This window comes from Bacillus infantis (assembly GCF_008180445.1).
Lineage (GTDB): Bacteria > Bacillota > Bacilli > Bacillales > Cytobacillaceae > Bacillus_AB > Bacillus_AB infantis_B.
The window spans coordinates 159,520-172,044 of the sequence record NZ_VTER01000001.1; the positions used below are offsets into that span (position 1 = coordinate 159,520).

The following is a 12,525-nucleotide window of genomic DNA, read 5'->3' on the forward strand; positions in this document are numbered from 1 at the left end:
ACGTTTTACATCGTTAATATGACCTGAACATGCTGATATTATTTCCATACATCAGTAAAAAACATATGCAGTTAGAATCTGGACATACTGCAAATATTGTTTGGTCATTACACATAGTTTTTGAAAGCATCCCGTGTGTATTGGAACGCCTGCTTTTTACTATTATTATTCAGATTTTTTATATCTCCTAAAAAAAAGGCTGCTCCAATTAGGAGCAGTCCTCATTCATAATACTCACATTCCTTGTTTCACTTTGGTTATTCCGCCAAGTAAGCCAGCCGGCAATAACACCAGCCAATATATTGGCAGACATGTAAACTAAGTATTCTCCAAATAAATCTTCGTTTTCTTTAAATTCAGCCATGCTGGAAAAAACGATGAAGCCGACCAATATCCCCCAGCCTATTGCCCATTTAAACACATAAAGTGCCATACCTCTAGGCGCTTCTTTTTTCTGCCATATGAGCAGACGCTGCTTTCTGGTTATATGACGCTCTTTATAGACCAGCCAGGCTAGAATGGCCATTATTATGCCTGCTGTCAGCCGAATTGCAAAAGCAGCTGTACCCTGGTCAGCAGTGAAGGCTAAGAAGATCTTATAGAAAGATACGGACAATGAAAACAGAATCAATAAAATTTTAAAAAACATCATGTTCAGCATCTCTCCGGGAGTGGATTTATTTGGCTGGGCAATATTAAGGAAAATTGTTTATAATGGCAATTGAATTCAATAACGGGAAGGTATCTTATGTTATATCAAAAATTTCTTACTGCCATTGCAGTTTCTTTGATTTTTTCTCTATCTATATATCTGATAGGCTTTATAATAACAGGCCGGGAACCCCTGCTTGATACTTTGCTGGGACTTTTTCTTACCATTATGTTTTCGCTTGCCGGCACCTTGTTTTACGGTCTGCCTGTTTCCCTGCTTGCTTCTGCTCCAGCCGCTCTTTTTAAAGGAAATATTGCACTGCAGACTTTATTTTCAGTCTTCATTTATGGTGCTTTTACTTTTCTGGCCTTTTTATTGGCGGAAGAGAATCCACTGCTAAGGGGTTCAGTCATCACCTGTTCAATATTGTTTTTCCTGCTGGATATCCTGTTCGACACCAGAAAGCGGCGATGGATTTTTTCCGTTTGGTCACGGAAAAATAAGAGAGCTGCTGAAAAGTAAATCCCGATGCAGCATTCTTTTTATCATGAATTTAAAAGGCAGCTCAAAGCCGCCTTTCCTTCCCCTCCGCCTCAATCACAATATTAATGTAGCTTCCTTCTCCGCTATCTGTATAATGGTCCATTCCCGAGACATCTATATCAGCTGTAAGTTCAATGAAACGCTCCTCATCTGGATCAAGATGTATGCTGAAAGGACCTGCCTTATTCATAAGTGAAGCAAAAGGTATTTCAGTGTCGGGATAATCGCTAAACGATAGACGGAAATCAGCATTGCGGCTGCTATAGTTTTTTAAGGGTACTGTACAGGTTCCATGTAAGTGTTTCCTTTCTCCCATTTCAAAAGAGCAAGTACTCAATTCTTTTTCATACTTAACTGCGTATATCCCGCTTGCTGCTGTTCTTTGATACATATCTGCCAGGAACGGCGGCACCAGGGAAACAGCCAGAATAGCTGCCAGAATGGCCCGGCCCTTAAACATATCCAATGACTTGGCCAGCAGATAAAAGCTTCCAAGGAGCAATATAAGGACTAAAATACCTGGCAAATGAATTCCGCTTTCCAAAGTGACCGGGATATTGAAAATGGTGAGTAAGCCCTCTCCGAGCGGATACTTATGAGGAAAGGGGAAATTCAAAACCATGACCGTACCCAGAAGGACGAGAGCCGCTGTATACATTCTCTTATTATTAATCATAAATGACCCCCGCTGCGTTTATCATCTAATCTATATACGATTAAATAAGGAAAATGTTTCAATTCTGCCTTCTGTTTTCTCAGGCAGATGCCTGCCTCTTGAGAGATGGTTCAATGTGAAGGCTGTTATGCTTTGCCAGAGGTTTTGTTGACCGTTATTGATTAAGGCTTTACTAATCTATTTATGAGTACAATTTTAATACAAACTATTCCCCGCAGGATCTGCTGCATACTCCTCGAGCTTTTGTTCCTTAATAAGCTCCAGATTCCTTTTATTATGGGCGTATTCCAATATATGTTCCTTCATATTTGGATAAAGGATAATTTTGTGAAGCTCTGATAGCTTTACCCACCTGACTCCTGTTTGGTGCGGATCCGGATTATCCGGCATTTTAGCATGAGACCCTTCTTTTATTATGCATTCAAACATCAGACAGAGTGAGTGTGTCTCACCGAACCTGCCTTCAGCTGTATGCGGAGCATATTCATAAACAAATGCAAGCGGACCTGCTTCAACATCTATTGATGCCTCTTCCATTGCTTCCCTTCTGGCAGCTTCCTTGACCGTTTCTCCCGGTTCAGCGCCGCCTGCCGGCAGATTATAATGGAGGCCGTTTTCATCATTAAATTCAATCAGCAGGATTGAGTCATTTTCCATAATGACGGCTCCTGCCCTGACTCTTATATGGTGCGGCATATTTTTCCCCCTTGATATAGGAATGACGATAATTCTTCTATTTCTTCTCCTGTAGAATGTATTCGACACGCTGCTGCAATAATCATGCTTGATTGGTGAGATTTGGCTTTTCTGATTGAGTGTTTCCTATAGTGGATATAATGTTACTACTATTTGGGAGAGGCTTATCATATGTACCTTTTACTGGTTATTCTTGTCTATATCTTATTTGCGGTCTATCTGGTCGACTGGAAGCGCTGGAATGAATTTTATCCGACCATCCAGTATTTCATCATCTGCAATCTTTTATATAATTTCCTTTTCTATAATCATACTCTTTGGAGTTATCATGCAGTAACGGTTGACTGGCTTAACCACACGCTGATTGAATTGGCTTTCACTTTTTTTGTACTGCCCGTTGTCTTAATGATTTACCTCCGGTTTTATCCTAAAGGCAAAAAGAGTTTTGCTTATATAGCCATATGGATCGCTTACTTCACGGCTCTTGAATATGTCTTTTACAAAAAAGGGCTTTTTATCTACGAAAATGGCTGGAGTATCATATGGTCTGGAGTATTTAATATCATCCTTTTCACAATGATCAGGCTTCACAGCAAAAAACCAAAACTTGCATTAGCCTTATCCCTGCCTATAATCATCTTACTGCTATGCTTCTTTCACCCGGACTTAAAAGACTTAAAGTAAAAATTGGGGTGCTAATGATGGAACCAAACCCAATACCTACACCAGTTTTTCTGATTATGGTGATCTTCATCTACCTCTCCATGGCCATCTATCTCAACAGAAAAAAATAACGTGCCAGGCACCTCAAATGGACACTTTGCTGTATTTTGTCTATAAAGAGTGCCTGACACGGACTGTTTATAATCTTTTAGAAAGAATTATCCAAGATGTCCAGACAGCGATAATAATGATTGAGAGAAGAAGTCGAACGACCTCCAATGACGTGAGTGCGAGAACTTCTGTTTGAATGAAGATATTCAAAATAACCAGACATAGAAGCGAAAATAAAATGACATAATACAGCCCTTTTTGTTTAATCATCTTAACGCGTTCATCATTATTCTTGAATTGCGGTAACAAATAAGCAATGCTGCATCCCATAAATGCCAGCGCTCCCCAGTTGGAAAGCTCAATCAGATCCGTACTTCCAAAGCTGGATCCAGCCAAGAGCAGTACTAGCAGCCTTAAAAGAAAAATGCATACAAATAATCCGGCAAGCAGCATATAATTTCTTCTTGTTGCCATCACTTTCTCTCCTTCATCATTTATTTGAAGTTTTCTATATTTTTCCTCCAGTACAATAAGTGTATTGTAAAGGACACTTTACGTCAAGCTTCCTTTACAATGTTATCCTGCACCACCAATACATCTTTTTCGGTTTCCTCCAATGCCTAAAAATACCTCACATAAATCAGAAAATCCGTCCATTCTCCATTTTCAAAGGCGAACTTCTTTCGTGTGCCTTCATAATGGAAGCCGCTTCTTTCGGCAAGGGATATGGATGGGCGGTTATCGGTGTTGATATGCAGCTCAAGGCGGTGGAAGCCGAGTTTTTCATGAAATATCTCAGCTGCCACAGACACCGCTTCTGTAGCATAGCCTTTTTTCCAGAATTGGTTATGAAGGGAATAGCCCATCATTCCCCACTGATAATCCATTCTCAGGATAGTGAACAGCTCAACTTTACCAACATTAAGGCCATCTTTTTTCCTGAATATGCCAAGGTTTGTCATCTGGTCCTTCATGGCTGCTTCTGCAAAACCTATGATCCATTTCTCAAACCATTCTCTAGTGTTATGCTCCATAGTGATTGGCCTTCCTTCATCATACTTATATAATGAAGGGCTTCTGTCCGAGAATCCCTTATACCAATTTTCATAATCAGAAAGCTCGAATGGGCGTATGACTAATCTTTCTGTCTCGATAGATGCTATTTGCAAATCCATTGCTTATCTCCCCTTTCATCCCTTCCACTTCAATGAAAGATTGGAAGAATCCTTCTTTTCTGCTGGCTCTATTCGCTTAAAATGGTGCTATCTTTTTAAGAAGTTAGGAGACAAATGCTGCTCATCCTCTCAACATTCAAACAGCATAACCGTCAATCAGAGTGAGGGAATCTATGACAGGGAAAAAATAAGCGGAGAAATTCCCCCTAAACTCGAAAAATCTCTAAAAATAGCTCAAATAGACGGAGAAATTCCGGCTATGAATTCAAAAAAAAGGAAAATGAGCAATTTCGCTCTCCTTAACCGGAAAATCTACCCTTATTTACACCCGCCAGAGCCATATCTAGCAGCTTAACCGGAAATTCTCCGCTTATTTTAATGCTCCTGGTCATACACTTCAATAAGGATTCGCCAACCTGTTTCTTCAATACCTTTCCTTCAATACCCTTAGCTGAGTAAACCTCTTCTTATAAAATATCAAATAAAGTAAATAATTCCGTATTATATTTTGAATCAACAACCTTTACGAAATAGCCTCTTTAAAAGAGTTTTAATACCAACTTGACAAATCGGATATATAGGGATTATAGTTGTACATAATATGTTAATTCACATTCTTTAGCCATAGCAGAATAATTGAGGGGGATGAGCATTTTGATGATGACAAAGGAAGAATCTCGCAGAAACCTTATTCTCGATAAATTGATGGCACTTGCACCATTCCAGGACAATAAAGAACTGGGGGAAATGACTTGCACAGAGCTTGAGGGGCTGTATTTAAGCCAGCTTTTCTCTGCCTCTTCACATCCCCACAGCGGACATAAATCGATCCGGTTAATCGGAAAAAAATAAATAAAAAAGGTGGAGAGCCGTATTTGACTCTCCACCTTTCTTTATACAGTAAAGGATCACTGACAAGAGTTTACCGTTCCCCTTACTAAAACGGAACATTATTTCCTCTTACTCTCCGCCTGACATGATATTCTCTTATTGTACAGGCCATCCTGCTTCATGTTCTATTGTTTGTTTGCTTTTTCTCTATCCCTCAACCAAATGCCTGTGCCGCCAAAGCAAACAAACGGCCATTTCTTGCAGGCATGGCTTCCGCATGTAACACCATGACAGGAGGTGAAGCAGAAAGCGTAAACCCTCTGTTTTCAATCATTTCCATAAAATCATCCTGACCTGACGGCAAATCAATCCTCAGCTGTCCCTGATGGCCGTTGGCAAGCCGGTCAAGCAAAAGGGAGGCAGTTTCAGGATCATCTGCTGCAATGGGGCCAATAATGAGATTGACTGGGCCCTGAATCGAAAGACCATAACCAATCAGCTTTCCTTCTGAATCAAAAGCAAGCAGGCATTGTTTAGCCTGTGCTATTCTATTTTTCAGAAAAACCGTCCTCCCGTCCCCAAAGGCTGGTTTATCGAACTCTATTAGACTATTAAAATAATCAGTGCTGAATCCCTTGATGACCGAAACTTTCGCTTTCTCAGAGACTGATGGCTGATTATAATCCCGGCATAGATATTTATGTATGGTGTCAACTTCTGAAAAGCCCATTTTAAGGTATAAAGGCCTGCCTTCTTCAGTGGCAATAAGCAAAATGCTTGTTTCATCAGCGGCCAATTCCAGGCAGCCCTGCACCACCTTTTTGGCGAGACCTTTTCCCCTGAAGCCGGGATCTGTAATCACCAGCCCGAGCCATGCCAGGCTTTTATCATATGAGATCAGTGCGGCACAGGAAACAAGCTTCCCTGCCATAGTCTTATGGCCCAGAACAGTTCCAGATTTAAGGACCGTTAAGACTTCTTCCTGTTCATAGTCCCAGCCGACCCCTGCGGAAAGCGTGATCAACCCTTGAATATCATCTTCACTCAGTTGCATGAGGGAAATATCTCCTGCAATTTGCTTCATTTCCTTTTCCCTACCTTCTTTCTAAGCTGCTTATCTTTCAGTCAGGCTTTGAATAGTGTTCATGTGAATGCTGGATTCAGTCTTATTAAACTCTGCTTCACCCTTCACCAAGCCATCAGTTAAAGAAGGACATAATGATGACGGCAGCAATTGAAAACAGGAAAAAACCGATAATGACATATTTTATGATCTTAATCGGTTTCGGAAGGCTGCGCACATCTGCTGCATCCGGCAGCCCCTCAATCTTTTTCATATGATCCACTGCATCATTCATCGGTTCTTTTCCAGCCATTATGCCATCCCCCTTCGCTCTTTCTACATATTATTCTCTGTTTCAGCCATCATTCCTTTAAAACAATGAGATTTTTTGTAAGAATAAAAAGCCTTCATAATCTTGTCGGTTTCCATAAAATTCAAATCCTTAAGGCTCATCCCGCCTGACATCAGGCTATTGATGATTTGAGCCCCGGCGAAATAGCCGCTCCTGCCCTCAGCCTCTGTACCTGTGAAGTATTTCTCAAGCATCCTCCTATCGAGAGGTCGGTCCAAATCATTAAGAATTTCTTCTTCTAATTCTGGCAAAGATAATTGCAAGGTCCGATAATGATATGGACTCATCATCAAAGCTTCGGCAATTGATGCATCATCAGGATCCCTTCCTGATAATTCCAAGGATGCCCACACAGCCAGACCTTCAGCAGCCGCCAGCTGCCCTGCAGTCAGTGCATTGAAATCTTCTTTGCCTTTCAGACGGTAAAAGCGGGCCATATGGCTGAATTCATGCGGTATGAGGATTTCGGGATCTTTTTCTTCCAGGAGCTCAAGTCCAAGGTAAATAAACGGATCACTGGACGGGAGAGCTGCACCGTCGCTGTAACCAACCCCAGTCAGCAGGTAGACAGTAAAATCCTCGTGAAAGTCAAAATAGGTACAGCATTTCTTTAAAATCGCCTCTATTTTTTTGAGTGGAAATTGTATCCGCCCTTTTTCAGACTGTAAGAGCAGATCCTGAAAATTCAAGTGCCCGACAATAGTTTGGATTCTTTTCTCATCCAGGTTGTAAAGGCTGCTGAAGAGAGGATCAAACGCAGCTTTGTATTTATTATAGTAGGCCTGCCATGCTGGATATTTGTCAATAGCAGGCGCCAGCTCTGCCGCTTGTTTAAAATCATAGAATCCATCGACCAGTTTCATCCCGCAGCCCCCTTTTCCTTCTAATTTCTACAAAATAGAGAGAATGACCTTCAAAATAAGAAAAAGAGCCGAAAATCAGCTCTAAAGCAGACTTATTTAATAAGTTTATCCCGATCCGCAGCATGAGGAGGCTTTTCCATCCATTCATGATTAATAAGAATCTGTGCCCCGTCTTCTGCATATAAACCCACTTCAGCCAGAAGGCGGCTATAGTCAGCAGCAATATCTCTCCTTGGACTGGCAGAAATTGCTGTACCGTAATTTCCTATTCCTGCAGCGGACATCATGTTCAGCTGGAACATCATTAATTTATCAGAAAAAGGCGGCTCCTGGCTGTCCGTTATCTCAGCATCCCAAGTGACCGGCGCAGGCAGATCATTTTCCTGCAGATACCGGCTGAATACTCTGGTATGTTTTTTGGTGATTTCTTTTCCCCGCACAAAATACTGCTTAACTTCTTCATCTTTAACGCATTGTGCAAATGCTGTTACAAGGGTCCCGCCAAAATAATTGGTCTGGATATTGGCGAATAGATGTGTGATCTCAATTGCGGTAAGCGGTCTCTGCTTACCGAGCCAGCCTGCAAGAAAGTGCTCCCCTTTTACTATCTCTGGTTTTGCAAGAGGAGGAATATAAGGCGACCGCACTTCAAGGCCTTTGGAAAGGAGCAAATCCTTCGTTTCATTCATCAATTCCATTGTTGATGATATACACGACATAAAATGCTCCCTGACATCATTCCGGTACGTTAAAGGCAGGATGGCGCCATAAGTCACCAGTGCCCCTTTAGCCATTTGCTCTGTATAATAAAGAAAAAATTCATCAGAAAACAGCCTGGGTGCATCAGGATGGACATCATCATCAGTAAAGCCTGCGGGCACTGAATGCCCTTCTTCTTTGAAAATTCCCGATATCACTTTAATATGCTGTTCAGCTAAGTCGAGGGCATGGCTCAAGATGTTTTTCGTTTCACGATCCTCTGCACAAGCTATAAAATATTGATAAACACATCTGAACATGCTGTCTGATACAAAATTTGTCCATAATCCGCCAGTTTCTGATGAAGTCAATCGAATACGCTGTTTCTCCAAAAAAATACCTCCATCTTATTGATGGAAGTATTTTTCCCAAGTTCCCCGGCAGTTATGAATATTTGTAGGATCTAAAATTGAACCTCTTGAATAACCCTTTATATCCGCATTTCCTTCTCTAAAGAGTCTTCTCCAATTCCTCCACAAGCTCGCCAAACTTTTTCATGGAATTTTCAATAGGCTCTGGTGAAGTAAGATCCACTCCCGTCTTCTTAAGCAGTTCAAGCGGGTAATCGCTGCTTCCGCTCTTCAGGAACTCGATATAAGACTCAAGCGTCTGTTTGTCGCCTTCAAGTATTTTAGTGGCAAGATGGATGGCTGAAGCAAATCCGGTGGCATATTTGTACACATAAAACGGGCGGTAAAAATGCGGAATACGGGACCAGCCATATTTCACCTCTTCATCAAAGACAAGTTCTTCGCCATTGTATTCACGGAAGAGCTTTTCATAGATCCCGTTGAACACTTCGACATTCAGCGGTTTGCCCTGCTCTGCATATTCATGGGTGACCTTCTCAAATTCGGCAAACATGACCTGTGTAAAGAAAGTACCCTTGAACTTATCGATAAAATGATTGAGTAAATGCTTGCGCACATTTTCATCTTTCTCGTTATCGAGCAGATAGTTGATCAGGAGCACTTCATTGACCGTTGAAGCCACTTCAGCAACAAAAATGCTGTAGCGCGCTGAGATCTGCGGCTGATGCTGGCTGCTCAGCTTGCTGTGCACCCCATGCCCGCACTCATGCGCAAGTGTGAATAAGCTGTTCAAATCATCCTGGTGGTTCAGGAGGATATAAGGATGAACACCATAGACACCCATATTATAAGCGCCTGATCTTTTCCCCGGTGTTTCGCGGACATCGAGATATCGCGCATCTTTAAAGTCCTTCAATGTCTGGACATAATCTTCGCCAAGCGGTGCCAAAGCCTTCAGCATAATCTCATAGGCCTCTTCATAAGGAATTTCCTGTTTCACCCCGCTTACAAGAGGGACACTCAAGTCATACTGATGAAGCTCATCAAGCTTGAGCTTTTCTTTTCTCAGCCTGTTGTATTCATGCATTGGCGCAATATTATCCTTTGCCGATTGAATCAGGTTTTCATAAACCTCTTTCGGGACATTATCCCCGAAAAGCCCTTTTTCCAAAGCAGAAGGATAACGGCGAAGCTTGGATGTCGCCACATTATTCTTGATAGCAGCAGACAAGGTGGATGCAATTGTATTTTTCAGTTCGACATATGGCTTGTAATAAGCTTTATAAGCTTCCTTCCGCTTTTCGCGGTCTTCATCTTCAATCAGTTTGCTGTACATGCCCCGCGTAAGGCGGACCTTCCCGCCATCGTCTTTGGTTACCATCCCGAACTTGATATCGGCATTATTGATCATGCCATACGTATTGCTTGGGGATGAAAGAGCCTCGCCAAGCTGTGAAAGAATTTCTTCCTGCTCTTTGGTCAGAACATGTGTTTTATACCTAAAAGATTCAAGCAAGTCTTCCTCGAAATATTTCAGGCCAGCTTCTTCTGCGATATATCCCTTAAGCGTCGCTTCATCAAGCCCAAGGAGATATGGCATGAAAAATGAAGTGGCCGATCCGACTTTTACCCCAAGCTGCTTGACGCGGTCCTGCAGGGCTTGGGCAGCTGTATCCCTCGTATCCTGATCCGCCTTAAACATACTGTAAGCATATACATGAGTAAATGTGTACGACAGCTCTTCACTTAGCTTTAAATATTGGTAAAGGTCTTGTGCATCATTAATGTTGCCGTCATACTCTTTAAGCTTTTCAGCCATCTTCCCGACTTTATCGAAATCCTGCTCCCACAGCTTTTCATCACTATAGATATCCTCAAGATTCCACGTTTCTTCAACAGGCACATCCTGCCTGGAAGTGTATGCTGTCATACCCGTCACTCCTTTTGAAAAATACTTCCTATTTATTATGTACGGAAAACCCGCTGAGGCTATTCCCCTTCAGAAATAAGTATTTTGTAGCCTGCAAGCTGGGGACCTTCTTCATAGCTTTCCCTGCTGATGATATAAAACCCTGATTCTTCAGGATCGGCAATCACCAGTTCATCCGGACTTTTATCCACCTGGGCAGCGTCCAGGCTGAAATATTTTTCCCCTAATAGGGCATGATCGAAATTCATATAAAAACCTCCTTTTGAAAAAGATATCAGAACATTAAAGAAATACCAAAGCTTATGCTCCATTTTCATGTAACTTTCTCCATCCTGTTTACGCCAGTATATATAAAGGGAAAAGGAATCCTGGCAGCAAAGAAAGGTGATCATGATGTATAAATGGATCCTGGTGCTGACACTTGTTTTAGCAGGGTGCGGCACGGGCGCAGAAAATAATGAACCGGGTAAAGAAACAGAAAATAACACAAATGGAGGAGGGAGCGGCATTATTGCAGGCAGTGTAGAACCTGAACTTCACAAACAAAGCTCATTGAATTATTTGTACACCATTAAAAACCAGACAGAAAAGGAAGTTGAAATGAAATTCCCCACTTCCCAGCGTTTCGACTATTCCGTAAAAGATAAGGACGGAGCAGAAGTATTCCTGTTCTCAAGTGCGGCATTTTTCCTCCAGGCTGAGGGAAAAGAAGTATTGAAGCCTGCTGAAGAGCTGAATTACGATATCAACCTCAGCCAGCTTAAGCTTGCCCCGGGAATGTACACGCTTGAAGCCTGGATGACACAGCAGGACGGGGAAGACTATAAAGTCACCGAGGAAATTACTGTTCAATAGACAATGTCCCCTGCATTAGCATCCTTGCAGGGGTGTTTTTATATAATTCTTATCACAGGCTCATGAAAGGAAAACACGTGAACGTGATGCTCAAAACATGCAAAAGAATAATGCGTCAGCTCTTTTCCTTCTGATTCCTGATAAGCATATTCCTTTTTTACGAAATCCTGCAGCTTTGACTTCATATAGATCCTGAACACTTCTCCCTCAAAAACTTCTTCATTATCCCAAACCGTATAATCATCATGAACGACAGAATAAGTAACATAATTCTTAAAATCAATATCTGCCTTTACGGCTTTGCTGTCAGGATGCGGAAAGATCAGCAGGTCAGTGGCATCTTTGCTTATAAGAACCGTAATGCGCAGCATCGCTCCTTCCATTCTCGGCTCGGAGATTTCATGAAATGAAATCGTGATATCCTTCATCTCCATTAAGTCTTTATATCGCATATACTCTCCTTTTCAAACCAGGATTTTACATACTATGATAGTAAATATTAAAAATAATACAAGTAATAGATAGCCGCGCCTGCTGCCGCCATCCCGAGAAGCATGAAACTCCGCTTCCTGCTTTTTTTCCAAATATATATGCTGGCGTTAACCATTCCGGCGAGGACTAAAAAGAAAGACAAATTCCTCAAACCTTCATCAAAGAACAAGAAATTTACAAAGTTTAAAAGCAAGCCGACAGACATCAGGCCTGCTCCTCCGGCAAGCGCATCTTTCCAGAACCCCGCTTTTCCCCCCTCATGGCTCTTGCGGTATTCCTTTCTTACCGAAGCAAATATCCAAAGAAAAAAAAGAACAACCAACACGAGCTTTATGTAGAACAATCAGTACCCTCCTACTTTCACCGTTTCTACCAATCACTAAAAAAATCTTGGAATCCTGCATCCAATGGAATCAGCCAAATAAAAATACTAAGTCCGGCAGTAAATATGAGCAGAAGCTTAAACCCTTTTTTCGGCAGCCAGCTGAATAATGTAAATTGAATTAAAAAGAGCCCGCTGCTAACTGCCAGGAAAACCATCATAGGCCCTATA

The 12,525-nt window shown here is 41.7% G+C and carries 17 protein-coding genes; 4 read left to right on the forward strand and 13 right to left on the reverse strand.

Features of this window, described 5'->3' with window-relative positions:
• Positions 1–208: 208 nt before the first annotated feature.
• Positions 209–652 (reverse strand): hypothetical protein, encoded by a 444-nt coding sequence (locus FZD51_RS00905; protein WP_148973023.1) that lies wholly within the window; start codon positions 650–652, stop codon positions 209–211.
• 96 nt (positions 653–748) lie between these two features.
• On the opposite strand from FZD51_RS00905, the gene FZD51_RS00910 reads away from it, so the two are divergent.
• On the forward strand, positions 749–1,174 hold the full coding sequence (locus FZD51_RS00910) for a hypothetical protein (RefSeq protein WP_148973024.1): 426 nt from the start codon (positions 749–751) through the stop codon (positions 1,172–1,174).
• Positions 1,175–1,217: 43 nt separating this feature from the next.
• Here FZD51_RS00910 and FZD51_RS00915 read toward each other — a convergent pair whose 3' ends face one another.
• Positions 1,218–1,871, reverse strand: a complete 654-nt coding sequence (locus FZD51_RS00915) for a hypothetical protein (RefSeq protein ID WP_148973025.1) — start codon at positions 1,869–1,871, stop codon at positions 1,218–1,220.
• 195 nt (positions 1,872–2,066) lie between these two features.
• A complete protein-coding gene (locus FZD51_RS00920) occupies positions 2,067–2,567 on the reverse strand; it encodes an NUDIX domain-containing protein (protein ID WP_148973026.1) in 501 nt (166 codons plus the stop codon).
• A gap of 171 nt (positions 2,568–2,738) precedes the next feature.
• Here FZD51_RS00920 and FZD51_RS00925 point away from each other — a divergent pair, with 171 nt between their 5' ends.
• On the forward strand, positions 2,739–3,251 hold the full coding sequence (locus FZD51_RS00925; protein ID WP_262380593.1) for a CBO0543 family protein: 513 nt from the start codon (positions 2,739–2,741) through the stop codon (positions 3,249–3,251).
• Positions 3,252–3,428: 177 nt separating this feature from the next.
• Here the strand turns inward: FZD51_RS00925 and FZD51_RS00930 are convergent, their stop codons facing one another.
• Both FZD51_RS00930 and FZD51_RS00935 read right to left on the reverse strand, forming a co-directional pair.
• Positions 3,429–3,815 (reverse strand): hypothetical protein, encoded by a 387-nt coding sequence (locus tag FZD51_RS00930; RefSeq protein ID WP_148973028.1) that lies wholly within the window; start codon positions 3,813–3,815, stop codon positions 3,429–3,431.
• A gap of 146 nt (positions 3,816–3,961) precedes the next feature.
• Positions 3,962–4,516 carry a GNAT family N-acetyltransferase gene (locus FZD51_RS00935; protein ID WP_148973029.1) on the reverse strand — a complete coding sequence of 185 codons (555 nt, stop codon included), beginning with the start codon at positions 4,514–4,516 and terminating at the stop codon, positions 3,962–3,964.
• A gap of 654 nt (positions 4,517–5,170) precedes the next feature.
• Between FZD51_RS00935 and FZD51_RS00940 the strand changes: the two genes are divergently transcribed.
• Positions 5,171–5,368, forward strand: coding sequence for a hypothetical protein (locus FZD51_RS00940; RefSeq protein ID WP_022543968.1), 198 nt, complete (start codon positions 5,171–5,173; stop codon positions 5,366–5,368).
• A 193-nt stretch (positions 5,369–5,561) separates the two neighbouring features.
• Here the strand turns inward: FZD51_RS00940 and FZD51_RS00945 are convergent, their stop codons facing one another.
• From FZD51_RS00945 to FZD51_RS00965, 6 genes are all read right to left on the reverse strand, one after another.
• The gene (locus FZD51_RS00945) at positions 5,562–6,401 is read right to left on the reverse strand and encodes a GNAT family N-acetyltransferase (RefSeq protein WP_262380595.1); all 840 of its coding nucleotides are present in this window, start codon (positions 6,399–6,401) and stop codon (positions 5,562–5,564) included.
• A 145-nt stretch (positions 6,402–6,546) separates the two neighbouring features.
• Positions 6,547–6,723, reverse strand: a complete 177-nt coding sequence (locus FZD51_RS25980) for a hypothetical protein (RefSeq protein WP_009793391.1) — start codon at positions 6,721–6,723, stop codon at positions 6,547–6,549.
• Positions 6,724–6,746: 23 nt separating this feature from the next.
• Entirely contained in the window at positions 6,747–7,625 is an 879-nt protein-coding gene (locus tag FZD51_RS00950) for a DUF2268 domain-containing putative Zn-dependent protease (protein ID WP_148973031.1), read from the reverse strand.
• A gap of 92 nt (positions 7,626–7,717) precedes the next feature.
• Positions 7,718–8,716, reverse strand: coding sequence for a DUF3231 family protein (locus tag FZD51_RS00955; RefSeq protein ID WP_148973032.1), 999 nt, complete (start codon positions 8,714–8,716; stop codon positions 7,718–7,720).
• Positions 8,717–8,834: 118 nt separating this feature from the next.
• Positions 8,835–10,625, reverse strand: a complete 1,791-nt coding sequence (gene pepF / locus FZD51_RS00960) for an oligoendopeptidase F (RefSeq protein WP_148973033.1) — start codon at positions 10,623–10,625, stop codon at positions 8,835–8,837.
• Between the two features lie 59 nt (positions 10,626–10,684).
• Positions 10,685–10,873, reverse strand: coding sequence for a hypothetical protein (locus tag FZD51_RS00965; protein ID WP_009793387.1), 189 nt, complete (start codon positions 10,871–10,873; stop codon positions 10,685–10,687).
• 142 nt (positions 10,874–11,015) lie between these two features.
• On the opposite strand from FZD51_RS00965, the gene FZD51_RS00970 reads away from it, so the two are divergent.
• A complete protein-coding gene (locus FZD51_RS00970; RefSeq protein WP_148973034.1) occupies positions 11,016–11,480 on the forward strand; it encodes a BsuPI-related putative proteinase inhibitor in 465 nt (154 codons plus the stop codon).
• 38 nt (positions 11,481–11,518) lie between these two features.
• Here the strand turns inward: FZD51_RS00970 and FZD51_RS00975 are convergent, their stop codons facing one another.
• Both FZD51_RS00975 and FZD51_RS00980 read right to left on the reverse strand, forming a co-directional pair.
• A complete protein-coding gene (locus FZD51_RS00975; RefSeq protein WP_262380598.1) occupies positions 11,519–11,932 on the reverse strand; it encodes a hypothetical protein in 414 nt (137 codons plus the stop codon).
• A gap of 47 nt (positions 11,933–11,979) precedes the next feature.
• Entirely contained in the window at positions 11,980–12,315 is a 336-nt protein-coding gene (locus tag FZD51_RS00980; RefSeq protein ID WP_148973035.1) for a hypothetical protein, read from the reverse strand.
• Positions 12,316–12,525: the final 210 nt, after the last annotated feature.